Origin of the sequence: Sorangium sp. So ce295 (assembly GCF_051527405.1) — a bacterium.
In the GTDB taxonomy this organism is placed as follows: domain Bacteria; phylum Myxococcota_A; class Polyangia; order Polyangiales; family Polyangiaceae; genus Sorangium; species Sorangium cellulosum_B.
On record NZ_CP150324.1, the window covers coordinates 11,864,220 to 11,880,230 of the forward strand.

Annotated in this window: 14 protein-coding genes and 2 tRNA genes; 6 read left to right on the forward strand and 10 right to left on the reverse strand. The window is 71.6% G+C overall.

What is annotated here, in order from left to right; all coding sequences use genetic code 11:
- Positions 1 to 14 precede the first annotated feature (14 nt).
- On the reverse strand, positions 15 to 464 hold the full coding sequence (locus tag WMF11_RS45090) for a hypothetical protein (RefSeq protein ID WP_437975129.1): 450 nt from the start codon (positions 462 to 464) through the stop codon (positions 15 to 17).
- A 287-nt stretch (positions 465 to 751) separates the two neighbouring features.
- On the opposite strand from WMF11_RS45090, the gene WMF11_RS45095 reads away from it, so the two are divergent.
- Positions 752 to 1,558, forward strand: a complete 807-nt coding sequence (locus tag WMF11_RS45095; protein WP_437295922.1) for an SDR family oxidoreductase — start codon at positions 752 to 754, stop codon at positions 1,556 to 1,558.
- Between the two features lie 237 nt (positions 1,559 to 1,795).
- On the opposite strand, the gene WMF11_RS45100 is transcribed toward WMF11_RS45095, so the two are convergent.
- The 6 genes from WMF11_RS45100 to WMF11_RS45125 form a co-directional block, all read right to left on the reverse strand.
- Complete coding sequence (locus tag WMF11_RS45100) at positions 1,796 to 2,152, reverse strand: hypothetical protein (RefSeq protein ID WP_437979395.1); 357 nt, start codon at positions 2,150 to 2,152, stop codon at positions 1,796 to 1,798.
- Positions 2,153 to 2,329: 177 nt separating this feature from the next.
- Positions 2,330 to 2,644 carry a hypothetical protein gene (locus tag WMF11_RS45105; protein WP_437975130.1) on the reverse strand — a complete coding sequence of 105 codons (315 nt, stop codon included), beginning with the start codon at positions 2,642 to 2,644 and terminating at the stop codon, positions 2,330 to 2,332.
- 322 nt (positions 2,645 to 2,966) lie between these two features.
- Positions 2,967 to 3,788, reverse strand: coding sequence for an ATP-binding protein (locus tag WMF11_RS45110; RefSeq protein ID WP_437975131.1), 822 nt, complete (start codon positions 3,786 to 3,788; stop codon positions 2,967 to 2,969).
- On the reverse strand, positions 3,788 to 5,374 hold the full coding sequence (gene istA / locus WMF11_RS45115; protein ID WP_437975132.1) for an IS21 family transposase: 1,587 nt from the start codon (positions 5,372 to 5,374) through the stop codon (positions 3,788 to 3,790). The genes WMF11_RS45110 and istA overlap by 1 nt, the downstream gene beginning before the upstream one ends.
- A gap of 936 nt (positions 5,375 to 6,310) precedes the next feature.
- Positions 6,311 to 6,383: transfer RNA gene (locus WMF11_RS45120), tRNA-Lys, on the reverse strand.
- Between the two features lie 79 nt (positions 6,384 to 6,462).
- Positions 6,463 to 6,536, reverse strand: a tRNA-Arg gene (locus WMF11_RS45125).
- A 364-nt stretch (positions 6,537 to 6,900) separates the two neighbouring features.
- Here WMF11_RS45125 and WMF11_RS45130 point away from each other — a divergent pair.
- Positions 6,901 to 7,950 (forward strand): penicillin-insensitive murein endopeptidase, encoded by a 1,050-nt coding sequence (locus tag WMF11_RS45130; protein WP_437905218.1) that lies wholly within the window; start codon positions 6,901 to 6,903, stop codon positions 7,948 to 7,950.
- A gap of 13 nt (positions 7,951 to 7,963) precedes the next feature.
- Here the strand turns inward: WMF11_RS45130 and xth are convergent, their stop codons facing one another.
- A complete protein-coding gene (gene xth / locus WMF11_RS45135) occupies positions 7,964 to 8,773 on the reverse strand; it encodes an exodeoxyribonuclease III (RefSeq protein WP_437975133.1) in 810 nt (269 codons plus the stop codon).
- 79 nt (positions 8,774 to 8,852) lie between these two features.
- Positions 8,853 to 9,746 (reverse strand): alpha/beta fold hydrolase, encoded by an 894-nt coding sequence (locus WMF11_RS45140; RefSeq protein ID WP_437975134.1) that lies wholly within the window; start codon positions 9,744 to 9,746, stop codon positions 8,853 to 8,855.
- Between the two features lie 53 nt (positions 9,747 to 9,799).
- On the opposite strand from WMF11_RS45140, the gene WMF11_RS45145 reads away from it, so the two are divergent.
- The gene (locus tag WMF11_RS45145) at positions 9,800 to 10,366 is read left to right on the forward strand and encodes a pentapeptide repeat-containing protein (protein WP_437975135.1); all 567 of its coding nucleotides are present in this window, start codon (positions 9,800 to 9,802) and stop codon (positions 10,364 to 10,366) included.
- 53 nt (positions 10,367 to 10,419) lie between these two features.
- On the opposite strand, the gene WMF11_RS45150 is transcribed toward WMF11_RS45145, so the two are convergent.
- Positions 10,420 to 11,082, reverse strand: coding sequence for a response regulator (locus WMF11_RS45150; RefSeq protein WP_044970202.1), 663 nt, complete (start codon positions 11,080 to 11,082; stop codon positions 10,420 to 10,422).
- 345 nt (positions 11,083 to 11,427) lie between these two features.
- Here WMF11_RS45150 and WMF11_RS45155 point away from each other — a divergent pair, with 345 nt between their 5' ends.
- From WMF11_RS45155 to WMF11_RS45165, 3 genes are all read left to right on the forward strand, one after another.
- Positions 11,428 to 11,841: a response regulator gene (locus WMF11_RS45155; protein WP_012240729.1), complete on the forward strand. Its 414-nt coding sequence runs from the start codon at positions 11,428 to 11,430 to the stop codon at positions 11,839 to 11,841.
- Positions 11,842 to 11,929: 88 nt separating this feature from the next.
- Positions 11,930 to 14,971: a glycoside hydrolase family 65 protein gene (locus tag WMF11_RS45160; protein ID WP_437975136.1), complete on the forward strand. Its 3,042-nt coding sequence runs from the start codon at positions 11,930 to 11,932 to the stop codon at positions 14,969 to 14,971.
- Positions 14,965 to 15,954 (forward strand): universal stress protein, encoded by a 990-nt coding sequence (locus tag WMF11_RS45165; RefSeq protein ID WP_437975137.1) that lies wholly within the window; start codon positions 14,965 to 14,967, stop codon positions 15,952 to 15,954. Before WMF11_RS45160 ends, WMF11_RS45165 begins: the two co-directional genes overlap by 7 nt.
- The last annotated feature ends 57 nt before the right edge of the window (positions 15,955 to 16,011 follow it).

The window sequence follows — 16,011 nt, forward strand, 5'->3', positions numbered from 1 at the left end:
CTCGGGGCTGCTGGCTACCCGACCGATGTCGGCCCGATGACGGCGGCAGACGATGGGGATCGAGGGCTGCTCTGCTTCTCGACGGTGATGAGCAGCTCGAACTCGGCGTGCGGCACGGTCATCCCGGCCAGCTTGCCTCTCCGGCTTCCAGCATTGTAGTCGAGCACTCCGACCCGTCGCCACGGGGACTCGGAGCTCGGCCGCTGCCAGACGACGAAATGCGTGCTGCCGGCCTCGATCCGCTCGGGCGGCGAGAGGTGAACGACGTTCACCAGCAGCCGTGTGGTCGCGGCGTCAGAGTCGATGTCGGCGGTGATGTGCGCATCGGCGCCGGGCGCGAGCCGCGTGCCCTGAATGGTTTGCTCGCTCGGACCGCCGCAGCCCGCGAGCGCCATGCTCGCGAGGAGACCGAGCGTGAGCCCTAGCCGGCCGCCGATCCGTCGTCCCATGTCAACGTGCTTCATATCGCCACCTCGATCGCCTCTCTGCTTCACGGCGGACCCGCTGTCCCCGTCGGGCGTCGCGTCCGGGCTGGCCAGTGCCACAGCCCCTCGGCCGCATCGTGGCAATTTGAGCAAGCGTCGTGCCGAGGTGGGATGTGCATCGGCGGATGGCGGAGAGGCGAGCACATCCACGACCGCGCCACCGCGCTGTTCCAGGAGGATGTCCGGCGGCCCGGACGCGCGTCCCGAGGGCGCTGGAGGTCGCTCGGCGCCTGAACAGCTGATATAGCTCCGCCCAGGACATCGCAATGAGTGCCACCACGACGGCTCAGCCTCCCATCGTCTTCATCACCGGTGCCTCCTCCGGCTTCGGCGCCGCCATCGCCCGGCGCTTCGCCGGCCTGGGCGCGCGCCTCGTCCTCGCCGCCCGCCGCTACGAGCGCCTGGAGGCGCTCGCGGCGGAGCTCTCGGACAGCCGCATCGCCGGCCCGGCTGGCGCGCGCGCGCCGGCGATCCACCTGATCCGGCTGGACGTCCGCGACCGCGGCGCGGTCGACAGGGCCATCGCCGAGCTCCCGCCCGAGTTCTCCGAGGTGACCGTGCTGGTCAACAACGCGGGCGGCGCGCTCGGGCTGTCGCCGGCGCACCAGGCGAATCTGGACGACTGGGAGGAGATGATCGACACCAACGTCAAAGGCTTGCTTTACTGCACCCGGGCGCTGCTGCCCGGCATGGTGGCGCGCGACCGCGGGCACATCATCAACATCGGCTCGGTCGCCGCGGAGACGCCGTACCCCGGGAGCAACGTCTACGGCGCGTGCAAGGCGTTCGTCGCGCAGTTCTCGCTGAACCTGCGCTCCGACATCCTCGGCAGTCGGGTGCGCGTCACGGACATCGAGCCCGGCATGGCGGAGACGGAGTTCTCGGTGGTGCGCTTCAAGGGAGATCAGGAGAAGGCCGCCGCCGTGTACCGCGGTGTGAAGCCGCTCTCGGCCGAGGACATCGCCGAGTCCGTCGTGTGGTGCGCGATGCTCCCCGAGCACGTCAACGTGAACCGGCTGGAGCTGATGCCCGTGATGCAGGCGTTCGCCGGCTTCGCCGTCAAGAGGAGCTGAGGCGCGCGGCGCATAGCCTCACGCCGGCTCGATCCACGCACGCGCCTGGCTAGCCAGCTGCTCGGCTCACGCCCTCTTCAACATGCTTCGGCGCGACGTTCTTCGGGAGCTCGCGCGCGAGCCTCTTCACGATGAACCTGGTATCGAGGTCCTCCTTGAGCATCCGCTGGCGGTGCGGCGCGATGTCGAGGCCCTTCTTCTTGAACGTCTCAACCTCGTTCGCCTCGGGGGGTGCGCCTAGACCTGCGCCATCGCCGGCGCCGTCAGGTCGCCGCGGCCGAGCATGATGCACGCGACGTTCGCGCGGACCAACGCGAGGCGTTCGAGCGCGTTCACACGGATGTTCTTGTCCTTGGTCAGGACGACCCAGCCACGGCGGCCGACCTCGACGAGCCACTCGGCATCGGGCGTGTTCTGCGCGAAGTGATCGTCGTGGGCGTGGACGTCGAGCTTCGCCGCTCGCAGCGCTTCGACGACGAGCCCTCGGCCGAGCGAGCACGAAGGCCTCGATAAGGTTCGAGAACGAGAGGGCGAGGGGGCGAGCGCTCGGCCGGCTTGAAGAGCGCCTTGCGCGGACCGTCGCCCGAGGCCCAGAGGCGCAGGGTGGACGGCGACAGGCGGACGATCCGCGCGGCAAGCGGGACCGGATACGCCGGAAGCTCCTCCGGGGCCCTGCTGTCGTAGATGTCTGCCTTCGGCGCCATGGGGTTATTCTACCACGCGGCTGCGGCGAGCGCGCGGCTCGAGCGCTGCGCGGCCTGGTGCCAGCCATCACGCGCAGGGTGTTTCCAGTCCGCTAACGTCGATCTCGCCGGAGATGAGGAGAGAGAGAAGCAGGTCGCGCTGTCCGGCGAGCACCTTGTTCCGTCGCTGCATCACTTCAACCTGCTGCAGCAACGGGTCAACAAGCGAGCCAAAGCGCGCTTGTAGCTCTCGCGATGAGATATGGACGTCGAGCAGGTGTAAGGCGTTCCGATTGATGCCAGACCAGCGGCATTCTGCCGAGAGAAATCCATCGAGCGCAGCAGATAGAGTAACCAATAGGGGTTGCTCCCCTTGAAGTCCTTTGCCACGTCGCAGGGTCATGGGGCCACCCCGTCGCAGGGTCATGGGGCCAGGGGGAGACGCCGTGATCGGTCTCGACCATGCCCGAGACCGCGAAGCGTGTCGAGGTCCCCGGAGCCGGGCGCGCAGCGACCGGCGACGTCTCTCTTTTCGCAGGGTCATGGGGCCACCCAGGCCCCCGTGTAGAACCCGGCAGGGTCCGCGACGCTCAGGACCAGGCAGGTTCACCCCGCCCCCGGCAGCACCAGCGGTCCTATCGACGAGGGTGGGCGAGGCACACCGATCGGAGCGAGGGGTCAGAGGCGCGGCCCCGGGCTCGACGTCCTCGCCGGGGCCGCAGCGGTCATCGCCGCCTGCTGCGTGGGTGGGTGGGCGGCTTGCTGCGCGCGGGCACCGGCGCGGCCGTGGTGCTCTCGTCGAGCTTCGGCTTGAGCCGCGGTCTGTACGACTCCCCGTCGATGATGAAGTCGAACGCCGCGTTCTTGAACCGATCGACGGCGCTCTGCGCGAGCAGCACGTCGTCGAACATCGCGAGCCACTCGGCCGTGTCGCGATTGCTCGTGACGATCATCGAAGCGTTGCCTGTGCGTTCGAGAAAGAGCTGGTACACGTCGCGGCTCTCTTCTTTGTTCATCGCCTCGAGCGCGAAGTCGTCGAGGATGAGCAGGTCGACGGTCGTGAGCGCGACCATCTCGGCGTCGCGTGAGTTGTCGAGTCTGCTCTGGCGCAGCCTGCGCAGCATCGCGTCCGCGCGCAAGAAGCGCACGCTGTAGCCGTGCTGGCACGCGAGGTGTCCGAGCGCGTTCGCGAGGTAGGTCTTGCCCACGCCGACAGAGCCGAGGATGACGATGTGCTTGTGCTCTTCGAGGAAGCGTAGGCTCGTGAACCCGCCGAGCAGACGCTTGTCGAAGCTGACCTTCGCCGTCTTGTCCCAGAGCTCCAGGCGCATGGCCGGATCGAGCCCGGCGTCGCGTACGCGGCTCTCCGTCGCGCTGGCCTCGCGACGCGCGATCTCGTCGGTGAGCAGCATGAGCAACAGCTCCTCGTGTCCCATCGACTGCTTTTCGGCGACCAGGAGACGCTCGCGCAGCGTCGCCGCGATGCGGCCGAGGCGAAGGCGCTTGAGCGCCGTGATGAGCGCAGGGTCGACTTCGCTCGCGCTCATCACGAGTCCTCCTTGGTCGCGGCAGCCGCCGGCGTGCGCGTCGCGAAGTGCTCCGTGCTACGCGCGAACCGCGGCGCGGGCAGCGCAACGACGGTGCGCTGGCCCGTGGACGGTGACGCCGGCGTCTTCGCCGTCTCGAGCATGCGGGCCACGCGCTGCACGTCGACGACATCAAACGCGAGCGCGCTCTGGCAGATCGCCTCGACGCGCCCGTTACCGAACTTCTTGCACAGACGCAGCAGCGCATAGACCAGCCGCATGCGCGTCCAGGGCAAGGGCACCGCGAGCAGCCGCTCGGCGTAGACCCCGACATGCACTCCGCACGTCTTCGCACTCGCGATGAGGGAGGCGACGTCGCGCACCGCCGCGACGTCCTTGCCCATGGGGTAGTCGCTCGGATCGGTGGAGCGCTTCCCCGGCGCGACGCGCGCGTGCACCTTCACGAGCTCCGTACCGGCGTAGAGCCTCACCGAGGCGCGGTCGGCGCGGACGCGCACCGTGCTGCCGACGTAGCGGGTGGGCACGCTGTAGAGCGACCGGAGCACCTGCACGTGATGATCGGGGTGCACCTTCGCGTCGGTCCAGTACGGCACGTCGAACGGTGCTGCCGGCGCCGGCTTCATGGCGCTCCTCTCGCGCGCCTCGAACACCTCACGCGGCACCTCGCGCGTCGTGCCGTGGACGCGCGCGCCGGCGACGTCGCGGCACCACCGCTCAGCCGACACGCGCGCGTCGTCGAGGCTCGTGAACGACTCGCCGTCGAACCAGCTCTCCCGCACGTAGGCGACCTGATTCTCGACACGTGCCTTGTCTCTCGGCGACCTGACACGCGCGGCATCCACGAACAGCCCGCGCGTCTGAGCGTAGTCGAGGAAGGCCGGCACGAGCACGGGGGCGAGCTCGTCAGCGCGCAGCACGATGGCCTTCATGTTGTCCGGGATGATCACGCGCGCCATCGCGTCGAAGAACCGCCACGCCGCATCCAGGCCCGCGCACACCGCCTCGGTGGTCTGCTCGAACGACGGCCACACGAACTGGTAGCGGCTGTACACGAGCGTCACCACGAGCACCCACAGGTTGCGAGCTCGCTGCGTCGCCGGATCGAACAGCTTGCCCATGAGGCCGAAGTCGACCTGCGCGACCTCCCCGGGCTCGGTATCAGCGACACGAACCGTCGGCGTCTTCTTGCGCCACGCGAGCTCCTCCTTGGCGAAGCGCCAGAGGGTGTCGTAGCTCGCGGTGACGCCGTGGTCGCGCTGAAGCAGCGTGTGGATTTTCCGCAGCTTCAGCGGGCGAGATTGGGCGAGCCAGGCCTCGATACGCATGCGATGCGCGTCGACCTGCTTCCTCTCGTCGCTCGCGTCGGGCACCGGGCGCGCCTGCACGCGCTGGGCGATCGCGTGAATCTCCTCGTCCGTCGGCTCGCGGTCGCGCGGCAGTGGCAGCGTCGCTGCGGCCTCGAAGTACCTGCCGACCGTCTTGCGATCGAACCCCGTCTCGCGCGCCACCTGACGCGCGCTTTGCCCCGCCGCACGACGGCGGAGCATTTCCTTGATGTCAACCATGATCAGCTCTCGGTAGGGCATCGGGCTCCTTCCGACGGCGACCCGCGCCGTCGTCGGAAGGAGCCCGTCTCAGATCCCGACCGCGGCGTCCCGAGCTGGCCCCATGACCCTGCGAAAAACCTCGGAAGCTGGCCCCATGACCCTGCGAAAAACTGGGTCACGCCCCCGCGCGGGTGGCCCCATCCTCCTGCGATTGGGGTGGCCCCATGACCCTGCGAAAAACGCCGTCAGGTGGCCCCATGAGCCTGCGAACTGGCAGTCCTTCACAAACAACGTGGTATTCAGTGGCCAGAATGGCTCGCGAATGAGGTAAACCTCACCTAGCGTACCGTATCGCCCTGTCACGATCCCCGGGGCGTCGATCTTTGCGGCGTCGTGGGTACCTGTGATGCCAGAGGACGACACAACAGGAATGCTACCGGAGCGTCGCTCACGTTCCGGGAGGTCGAACCCTCTCGAAGTCGGCGGGGAGGGGCATCGGGTAGTCTTTCTACCCCGATGGTGGAGACCGGGTGTCTCGCCTCGGACGAGCCGCGACGGCGGACCCGCCGGGTCGCTCGATCGGCGTCGGTCCGAACGCGAAGAGGTTTGGGCACGGCTCAGCGGAGCGAGCGACGGCGGGCTGCGCTCGGGCTACGAACCCCGGAGGGATCCCGCTTCCGCGTGGGAGGTTCAGCCGATGCCCATCACGGCCGACCTCTCTCTCGCCGCGATCGAGCCCTCCACCACGCTCTTGTGATCGTCGGCGGCTTCGCCGTGAGCTGCCTCCGCAGCTCGGTGAGCAGCGCCCCTGCCGCTGCGCCGCTCGTATGCGAAGCGCGCGGGCAGGCCGATGGGGCAACCCAGAACGCCGAAAGCCCGGCGACCCACGGGTCCCGGGCTCTCAACTACCTGTGCCAGCCGTCGTCCCGGCTGTCCTTGCCAGCCCCTCGGGCTGGCTTCCTCAATCATCTCGGGTGGGCCATGAAGGACTTGAACCTTCAGCCAATGGATTAAGAGTCCACTGCTCTACCAATTGAGCTAATGGCCCGAGTGAATTGTCAAACCGACTGAACCTGAGAGGGCTCCCGGGATCTCGCCGGAACGCTTGGGTCGCCCGTTGAGCCCGGCACGCCCGGCCTGATTCGAACAGGCGACTTTCGGATTCGAAGTCCGACGCTCTATCCAGCTGAGCTACGGGCGCTCCTGCGCGCCCCTCGGCGGGGCTCGCGGAACGCTTCTAACCGCACCGGCGGCGATATGTCAAGGCGTTGTAGCAACATGATGCGCAATTTTTAGGCCGCCCCACTCCGCGGAGCCCGGACGGACGTGCGCGTTGGGTGCATCCAGGCTCCTCCCCCGTGAGGCGCAGCGTCGTCCACCGGCACCTGCCGCGCGGCCACGGCCAGCGGCACGCCCTCCCCGGGCGCGCCTGGGCCGACGCGGCGGCGCCGGGCCCGGGGCGGCTGCCTCCTGCTCTCCTGCTCCCGCCGCGGCTGCGCCTTGCCCCGGCCGGCTGCGAAAGAAGTTCTCTGTCCGCGGCGCCGCAAGGTAGGGTCCGCTCCGCCATGCCGCTGCTCCGCCCGCTCTCTCGGCGCTGCCTCGCGTCGCGAGGCCCCATCGCCGCGCTCCTGCTCGCCCTCTCGCTCGCCGCGCCGGCCCAGGGCGCTCCCGCCGCGAGCGCGCAGCCGGCCGCGGCCGAGCAGCAGCCGGGCAAGAGCCCGCAGAACAAGCGCCTCGCCGCGCGGCGGAGCTCTACCGGCGGCGAAGGCGAGTCACGCGCGGCGCGCAGCGCCCGATCCAAGGAGAAGGCCCAGGAGCGCGCCGGCAAGAAGCGCGCGGCGAAACGCGACGACGCCTCCCGCGCGGAGCGCGGCGGCACCGCAGACGCCGACGAGCGGAAGCCGCTGTCGAAGGGCGCTCCCAACCGCGGGCGGCTGACCGGCGCGGTGCGGCTCCGATCGTCGAGGCACCTCAAGACGCGCGAGGGCGCCAGGACATGGGGGCTGCCCGTGCTCGTGAAGACCCTGCGGCGCGCCGCCTTCCAGGTGGCCAAGAAGCACGGCGACTCCGCGCTGCTCGTCGGCGACCTCTCGGCCAGGACGGGCGGCGCGCTCGACGGGCACAACTCCCACCAGACGGGGCGCGACGCGGACGTCGGTTTCTACGTCGTCAACTCGAAGGGCAAGAACCTCCGCACGGACCGGTTCGTGGCGTTCGACGATGAGGGTAACGCCATCGGCCTCCCCGGCGCGCGGTTCGACGACGCGCGCAACTGGGCGCTCGTCCAGGCGCTGCTCGAGGATCGGCAGGCGGGCGTCAAATACCTCTTCGTGACCGACGCGCTGCGGGCGCGGCTGCTCGCCCACGCCGCGAAGAAGCGCGTCCCGGCAGACCTCCGGGCCCGGGCCGCGGCCGCGATGATGAGCCCGAGGGACGCCGACCTGCACAACGACCACTTCCACATCCGCGTGATGTGCCCCCCGTCGATGCGCGGCGCCTGCATCGAGGAGTCGCTGGCCCGGCCCGCGTGCGCCGTCGACGAACCGAAGAAGGCCCTCGACTCCGCGGCGCCCGCGGCGACGGAACCGGACATCTACGGCGTGCCTTCCCGCTGACGCCCTCCCGCGCTCAGGCCAATGGCACGGCCCCGGCCGGCGCCTCGCCGTCCGCGATCTCCACCACGACCGGCGCGTGATCCGACGGGCGCTGGAGCTCGCGCGGGCGCGTGTCGATCGACACATCGGTGCACCGCGCGGCGAGCGGGCGCGTCACCAGCGCGAGATCGATGCGGAGGCCCTTGTTGCGCCTAAACGCGCCCATCCGGTAATCCCACCAGCTGTACGCCTCCTTGGCGGGGTGGCAGGCGCGGAACGCGTCCACGAGCCCCCACTCCATCAGGCGACCCAGCGCGGCCCGCTCGTCCGGATGGCAGAGCACCTGCCCCTCCCACTTCTTCGGCTCGGCGACGTCGATCGCCTCGGGCGCGACGTTGAAATCGCCGCAGATCACGATCGGCTGATCCGGGCGGTAGCGGGCCTCGAGCTCGCTCCGCAGCCGCGCAAGCCACGCGAGCTTGTAGGCGAAGGCCGGCGTGCCCACCGCCTGGCCGTTGGGCACGTAGACGTTGATGACCCGGATCCCCTCGATCGTCGCCGCCAGCATCCGCCGGGCGACGTCCTGCTCGTCGCCGTCGAGGCCCTTCTTCACGTCGTCGACCGAGAGGCCGAAGCGCGTGGCGATCGCGACCCCGTTGTAGGACTTCTGGCCGAAGATGACCGAGCGATAGCCCACCTCGGAGAGCGCGGCCTCGGGGAAGCTGCCGTCCTCGACCTTCGTCTCCTGCATGCAAACGACGTCGGGCGCGGCGCGGACCAGCCAGCTCGTGAGCTGCTCGAGCCGCGTGCGGATGGAGTTCACGTTCCAGGACGCGATGCGCATAGGTCCTCCGGGCGATAGCGGATGAAGCGCCGGGCGGGAAGCCTGGGTTCGGGGCGCGCGCGGGGTCCACGGCGCCCGATCACAATGCCGCCCGGATCACGTCGAAGAGGCCCTCCGGATCGTCCACATGGAGCCAGTGGCCGGCGCGCGGCAGGACATGGACCGAGAGCCAGGGCGCGCGCGCCGCGAGCGCCTCGAAGCGGTCGCGCGAGGCCGGCGAGATCGACGCGGACCGGCCGCCGAGCACGACATGGATGCGCCGCTGCTCCACGCCCGGCACGCCCGGGCCGGCCGGCGCCGGCGGGTCCTCCAGGACGTGCCACAGATCGCGGGCGAAATAGTCGGTGAGCAGCGCGTCCAGGATGTCGAGGTCGAGCCGGATGCGAAAGCCGTCGCCCTCGCGGCGGACGTTCATCGCCAACCAGTCCGCGATGCCGCGGCTGAACCCGGCGGCGTGCACCGCCTCGAGGAACGCCTCGCGCGACGGCATCGGCTGCGGGATCGCGCGGAGCATCTCGAGCACGCCGGGGCTCTCCGATCCGCTCTCGCCGGCGGGCCTCGCGCTCGGATCGGCGTCGAGGATGAAGCCGCGCTCGATCCCCGTCGGCCGGCGCCCGAGGTAGGCGAGCGCCACCTTGCCGCCGAACGAATGGCCCATCACGCCGCGGATATCGAGGCCGAGGCGGTCGCCCAGCCGGAGCAGATCGTCCGCGGCCGCCGCGATCGTGTGGGGCGCAGGCGGGCTCTGCGACATGCCGTGGGCCCGCAGGTCGACAAGGATGAAGCCCCACGGCCGGGCGGCCGCGCCTGGCGCGCCCTCGGCGGATTGCGCCTCAGCGAGGCGTCGGATGAAGGTGCGCCAGTTGGCGCCCGAGCCGAAGATGCCGTGCAGCACGAGCATCCAGCGGGCGGGCGCCGCGGAGGGGGCGGAGACGAGGGCGTGGTGGGGCACGAAGCCGTCGTGTGCGTTCATGGCTCTCCGGACCGCGCGAGCGCGCGGCCTGCGCCTAGCGCTAGCATGGACCCATGGCCAAGAAGCCCCCCATCGCGCCCCCGAGCGCGGACGCCACGGAACACGAGGGCATCCAGCCGGCGAAGCCCGCGCGGTTTCACGGCGCGGCGCTCGCAGGGGCCAGCTTCGACGACGTCGACCTTCGCGGCGCGCGCCTGCACAACGCCTCGCTCGCGGAGGCCGAGCTCGACGACGTCGACCTTCGCGACGCACGCCTGCACAACGTCTCGCTCGCGGGGGCCGAGCTCGACGACGTCGACCTTCGCGACGCACGCCTGCACAACGTCTCGCTCGCGGAAGCCGAGCTCGACGACATCTCGCTCGCCGGCGCGCGCTTCAACGACGCCGACGCCGCCACGACCCGCTGGTCCGACGCGAGCCTGCGCCGCGCTCGCTTCGAGGGGTCGGACCTCCGCGAGGTCGAGATCGTCGGCTGCGCCATCGACGGGCTCACCATCGACGGCGTGCGGATCGATCGCCTGCTCGAGGAGGCGAAGGATCGATCACGCGCGAGCCAGGCCCCGAAGGCCACCGAGAAGGAAGCGCCGCCGAAGAAGCCGAGAAAGAAGCGGAAACCGTAGCGCCCGCCCCACCCGCGCAGCGAGCGGGCAGCGCCCCGCGCGACCGCGGGCGGTTATGCCTCGATGAGCCCGGTGCGGACCGCGATGCGGGTCAGCTCGACCGCGCTCTTGCACCCGAGCTTCGCGTAGATGCGCACGCGGTGGGTCTCCACCGTCTTCGGGCTGATCGTCAGCCGCGCGGCCGTCTCGCGCGTCGACACGCCGGCCGCGAGCAGCCGCAGGACCTGGCGCTCGCGCGGCGTCAGCGCGTCGAGACCACCGGAGCCCTCGCTCGCCGGCTTGCGCATCGCGCGCACCACGGCCCCCGCGATGCTCGAGGAGAGCGGCGCTCCCCCGGTCGCGATCCGGCGGATGCCCTCGATGACCTCCTCGAGCTTCGAGGTCTTCACGAGATACCCCTGCGCGCCCGCGCGGAGCGCCTCGGCGACGCGGAACTCGTCGTCATAGCCGCTCAGGACGAGGAGCTTCGCCTGCGGCAGCTGCGCTCTCAGCGCCCCGAGGAGCTCGATGCCGTCCCGGTCGGGGATGTTGAGATCGACGAGCACGACGTCCGGCTTGCAGCTCGCCGTCTCGCGCAGGGCGTCGGCCGCCGTCCCGGCCTGGCCCACGACGACCATGTCGGGCTCGTCCGAGAGCGCTCGAGCGAAGCCTTCGCGAACGACGGGGTGATCGTCGATCAGATAGATGTGCAGCTTGCTAGCAGGGGTTTCCGCCATGATGACCACAGGGGGATTGGAGTGTCCTTCAGACCACAATTCGATACCCGTGAGCAGTTCAAGTCAAGCTGCTCGGGTCGTCCTGGGAGGAACCTTACAGGGGTATCAGGTGCTCAACGATCTGCAAGCAGCGGCGCGGCGGCAAGCCCAATTGGTGAGGAAAACTCCGTCCTGAGCGAGTTTCGGAGCTCGACGGAGATCCGCGCGACGCGGAATGCGCAACGGAGGACGTGATGGACGGTGCAACGATGCGCCCAGAGCGGCCTGCGCATGCGGTCGCGGCAACCGTCTGGTATCCTTCGCGCGCCTCATGCGCCGGAATGGCCAGCGATCCAGGGAAATACGATGAGCTCGCCGGTCCCCGCTCCCGGCCCGGCCGCCACCTCGCCCTCGCCGCGCGCGGCCGCGGAGATCTTCGTCGTCGATGACGACCCCGCGCTCGTCGAGTCGCTGCTCGACCTGCTCTCCGACGAGGGCTACCGCGTTCAGGGCTTCACGCGGCCGCTGGAAGCGCTCGATCGCCTCGCCCGCGGCGCGCGGCCGCGGGCGGTCCTGCTCGACTATGTGATGCCCGAGATGACCGGCGAGGAGTTCCTCGCCGCGCTCGCCGCCGCGGGCGTCGAGGTGCCCGTCCTCCTGCTCTCCGGCGTGAACGAGCCCAACATCCGCGGCGCCGTGGCCGGCGTGCTGGCGAAGCCCTTCGACGTCGACCGGCTCCTCGTCGTGCTCGAGCGCCTGACCGGCGCCGTGCAACGCTAGCGCACCGGCACCGCGGCCCCCCGATCCTGGCTCGCACAGGCGCGGCGGCACGCTCCTCGCGTCCCCTGACCCCCAGGAGGAGCCGAGGATGTCGTCGCTGCTCGAAGACAGCGCCACCGGGTCGACCGTCCTCGCGCGAGGCGGATCGGGCAGCCCCAGCATCGCGAACGCGCCGGCAGCCGCGGTCAAACTGCCGGGCGAGCTGCACCACCGCTTCCGCTTCATCGCGATCGACGCGGGCCTCCTCGGGGAGGCGGCCGACGGCGCCGCGGCGCTGCTCGACGCGCTGCTCGCGATGGGGGTGCGCGTGGCGCTCTTCACCGACGAGCCCATGCCCCACCTCGCGCGGCGGCTCGCTCGCGGCGTGCGCGCCGAGAACCGCAGGCGGCTGTTCCTCGGCGCGCTCGAGGGCGCGGAGCTCCACGGCTTCGATCGCCGCGGCGCCGCGGTCGCGCTCGCCGCCCGCGCGGAGCCGGACGGGCGCTCCGCCGTCGCCGCGCTGCTCGCTCAGGTGATCGCGCCGCTCCGCATCGAGCCGCACGATCGGCTCGCGATCTCGCCGGAACCACGCGAATCACGCGAATCACACGACGGCGCGGCGGCCTCCGCGGCGCGCGGCCTCCGCGGCGCGCCGGAGCTCGCGGGCGCCGTCCACGCGACGGCCGGCGCGCAGCGGCTCCACGAGATCCTCGCGCTCCAGCGGGATCTCGAGGGCGAGCTCGGCTCGCTCGCGGCCCCCCGAGACGCCGCGTGGCTCATCGAGGAGCCAGGGTTCGACGTCGCGCGCGAGCACGAGATCGAGTCGCTGCTCGCGATCGCCAACGGCTACCTCGGCTCGCGCGCGTCGCTGCCGGAGGGGTCGAGCGTGTCGCGGCCGGCGACGTTCATCGCCGGCGCCTTCGAGCCCTCGGCCGACGTGAGCCGCGTGCCGGAGCTCGTCATCGCCCCCGACTGGGGCCGGCTGAGCGTCGCCATCGAGGGCGAGTCGTTCTCCGCGGAGACGAGCGGCGTGCTGCACCACCGCCGCGCCCTCGACATGCGGCGGGGCGTGCTGCTGCGCGAGGTCCTGCGGCGCGGCGAGGGAGGCCACCTCACGCACCTGCACACGCTCCACGCGGCGTCGCTCGCGAACCGCCACGTCCTCATGGAAGCGCTCAGCGTCGCCCCCCTCAACTTCACCGGGACGATCCGCGTCGACGCGATCCTGAGCGGCGACGTGAAGAGCGCGAGCGGCGCGGCGCACTGGGCCGGCTTCGCGGCGGACGCGGGCGCGAAGAGCCTGCTGCTCGTCGGGCACACGCACGGCGGGCTCGTGACCGCGATGACCTCGCACCTGCGGGAGCTCCCGGAGCAGGCCGCGGAGAGCTCGCCCCCGCTCGAGGCCCTCGAGGGCGCGCGCTGCGAGCGCACCACCGGCGCGCGATCCGTCGCCGAGCGCTGCGACGTCGGCGTCCGCGTCGCCCAGCAGCGCCGCCTCTTCCGGACGACGACGCTGCACACGTCGCGCGACACGCCCACGCCGCGCGAGGCGGGCCAGGCGCTCCAGGACGAGCTGTCGAGCCGCGTCATGGCCGACGTGCTCGGCGAGCACACGCGGGCGTGGGCGGAGCGATGGCGCCGCGCCGACGTCGAGATCGACGGCGCCCCCAGGATCGAGCGGGCGCTCCGGTTCGCCCTGTACCACCTCATCGGCGCCGCGAACCCGGACGACCCGCGCTGCTCGATCGGCGCGCGCGGGCTCAGCGGGGAGGCGTACCGCGGCCACGTCTTCTGGGATACGGAGACCTTCCTCGTCCCGTTCTACACGCACTGCTACCCCGAGGCCGCCCGCGCGCTGCTCCTCTACAGGCACCGCACCCTCGCCGGCGCGCGCCGCAAGGCGAAGGCGCTCGGCTACGAGGGCGCGCTCTACGCGTGGGAGTCGGCGGACACGGGCGACGAGACGACGCCGGCGCTCGTCGTCACGCCGTTCGGCGAGGTGGTCCGGGTGCTCTCCGGCGAGCAGGAGCACCACATCAGCGCCGACATCGCGTACGCGGTGCACGCGTACGTCCGCGCGACCGGCGATCTCGACTTCCAGCGCGGCGAGGGGGCCGAGATCCTGATCGAGACGGCGCGCTTCTGGGCGAGCCGCGCCGAGCTCGGGCCGGATGGCCACGCCCACGTCCGGCGGGTGATCGGGCCGGACGAGTACCACGAGACCGTGGACGACAACGCGTTCACGAACTGGATGGCGCGGCACAACCTCCGCGTCGCCGCCGCGCTCGTCCGGCGCAACGCCGTGCGCGCGGACGTGCTCGCGCGGCTCGACCTCCGGCCCGACGAGCCCGACCACTGGTGCGACGTCGCCGACCGCCTGCTCCTCGGGATCGACCCGCAGACCGGCCTGATCGAGCAGTTCGCGGGCTACTTCGGCCTCGCGCCGTTCTCCATCGCCGACTACGCCGTGCGCAGCGCGCCGGTCGACGTCCTGCTCGGGCGCGAGCGGACGCAGGCGTGCCAGGTGGTGAAGCAAGCGGACGTCGTGCAGCTCATCGCGCTGCTCTGGAGCGCGGTGCCCGCGAGCGCCCGGCGCGACAACTTCCTCTACTACGAGCCGCGCACCGCCCACGGCAGCTCGCTGAGCCCCAGCGCCCACGCGCTCGTCGCCGCCCGGCTCGATCTCCACGCCCACGCCGAGCGCTACTTCGAGCAGACCGCCGACATCGACCTCGGCAACACGATGGGCAACTCCGCGGGGGGCGTGCACATCGCCGCCATGGGCGGCCTCTGGCAAGCCGTCGCGTTCGGCGTGGCCGGCGTCACGCGCGTGCCGCGGAGCGCGCTCTCGGAGGCGCTCCCCCACGCGCCGCCGTGCCCCGACGAGGACGAGGCGATCGGGATCGAGCCGCACCTCCTGCCGGGCTGGCGGCACGTCAAGATCCCGCTCGCCTGGCGAGGCCGCGCCCTCGAGATCCACGTGGAGGACGGCGCGGTCGAGGTCGCGCTGGAGGGGAGCGCGCCGCTGCCGATCTGCCTGCTCGACGCGGGCGGGCCCGCCTGCGCCGTGCTGGCGGAGCCGGGCCGCCGCTATGCGACGCGGCGGCTGGGCGGCCGCGTCACGCCATGGGAGGAGGTCACGCCATGCTGAGCGCCGTACGCAACGGATCCCCGGTCGGGCTCGGGGCGCCGCCCGGGCCGGCGCCCGCGGTCGAGCCGCCCCCTGACGCGTTCGACGAGGCCGACGAGCGCCCGCCGCAGAGCGGCTTGCAGCGCAGGAGCGTGGTCGTCGCGCTCCACGGCCGCCGCGCCCACCTCGGCGCCGTCGCGCTCGGGCGGCTCATCGCCCACGGGCTCGAGGCCCCGCTGCGCGGGCTGTGCCTCTCCACGGAGCCGATCGACGCGAGCGAGGTGCCAGCCCACTTCGGGATCGCCCCGGAGGCGCTGCAGGGCATGGTGCTGGACGTCGAGGCGAGCGACGATCCGGCCGGCGCGCTCGCTTCAGCCGTGGCGAGCTGCGGGACCGCGCTCGTGATCGTGGCCTCGCACGCGGACGAGCCCATGGACCCGCGCTTCGGCGTCGGCCAGCTCGCGGCGCGCGCGCTGGAGTCCGCCGCGCTCGGCGTCCTCGTCATCCGTGAGGAGCCCTCCCCGCCGCGGCTACAGCGCATCCTGCTGCCGCTCGACGGGACCCCCAGCACGGCCAGCGCGATCAGGCCCGTCGGGGAGGTCGCCCGCAAGCTCGGTGCCGAGCTCGACATCGTGCTGGTCGGCTGCGCCTCGCCGCGGGAGGCCGCGGACGAGGGGCCGCCCGTCTCGACGCCTGTGCCATTCGAGCCGGGCGCGATGGTGGCGCCCCTCTACGTCGACCAGCCCCAGCACGAGTGGCCGGCGTTCACCGAGGAGTTCCTGGCCCGGTTCCTGAGCGCGATCGGGCACTGCCCCCACGGCGTCTCCACGCGGTTCTTCCTCGGCAAGGGCGAGCCGGCGGCGGAGATCGCGCGCCTCGCCTGGCAGCTGGCCAGCGACCTCGTAGTGCTGGTCTGGCACGGGCAGCTCGCCGATCACCATGGCGGCGTCATCCGCGACGTGCTCGCTCGGGCGCCGTGCCCCGTGCTGGTCCTGCGGCGCTAGCGCGGCCCCACGTGACGCGTGGCGCGCCCCGGCGGCCAGGCGCTCCCGCGGCCCTCG

Excerpts from the sequence above, each read along its gene's own strand:
- WMF11_RS45090 (WP_437975129.1), bottom strand. The coding sequence starts at position 464 with ATGAAGCACGTTGACATGGGACGACGGATCGGCGGCCGGCTAGGGCTC.
- WMF11_RS45095 (WP_437295922.1), top strand. The coding sequence starts at position 752 with ATGAGTGCCACCACGACGGCTCAGCCTCCCATCGTCTTCATCACCGGT.
- WMF11_RS45105 (WP_437975130.1), bottom strand. The coding sequence starts at position 2,644 with ATGACCCTGCGACGTGGCAAAGGACTTCAAGGGGAGCAACCCCTATTG.
- WMF11_RS45110 (WP_437975131.1), bottom strand. The coding sequence starts at position 3,788 with ATGAGCGCGAGCGAAGTCGACCCTGCGCTCATCACGGCGCTCAAGCGC.
- istA (WP_437975132.1), bottom strand. The coding sequence starts at position 5,374 with ATGCCCTACCGAGAGCTGATCATGGTTGACATCAAGGAAATGCTCCGC.
- WMF11_RS45130 (WP_437905218.1), top strand. The coding sequence starts at position 6,901 with ATGCCGCTGCTCCGCCCGCTCTCTCGGCGCTGCCTCGCGTCGCGAGGC.
- xth (WP_437975133.1), bottom strand. The coding sequence starts at position 8,773 with ATGCGCATCGCGTCCTGGAACGTGAACTCCATCCGCACGCGGCTCGAG.
- WMF11_RS45140 (WP_437975134.1), bottom strand. The coding sequence starts at position 9,746 with ATGAACGCACACGACGGCTTCGTGCCCCACCACGCCCTCGTCTCCGCC.
- WMF11_RS45145 (WP_437975135.1), top strand. The coding sequence starts at position 9,800 with ATGGCCAAGAAGCCCCCCATCGCGCCCCCGAGCGCGGACGCCACGGAA.
- WMF11_RS45150 (WP_044970202.1), bottom strand. The coding sequence starts at position 11,082 with ATGGCGGAAACCCCTGCTAGCAAGCTGCACATCTATCTGATCGACGAT.
- WMF11_RS45155 (WP_012240729.1), top strand. The coding sequence starts at position 11,428 with ATGAGCTCGCCGGTCCCCGCTCCCGGCCCGGCCGCCACCTCGCCCTCG.
- WMF11_RS45160 (WP_437975136.1), top strand. The coding sequence starts at position 11,930 with ATGTCGTCGCTGCTCGAAGACAGCGCCACCGGGTCGACCGTCCTCGCG.
- WMF11_RS45165 (WP_437975137.1), top strand. The coding sequence starts at position 14,965 with ATGCTGAGCGCCGTACGCAACGGATCCCCGGTCGGGCTCGGGGCGCCG.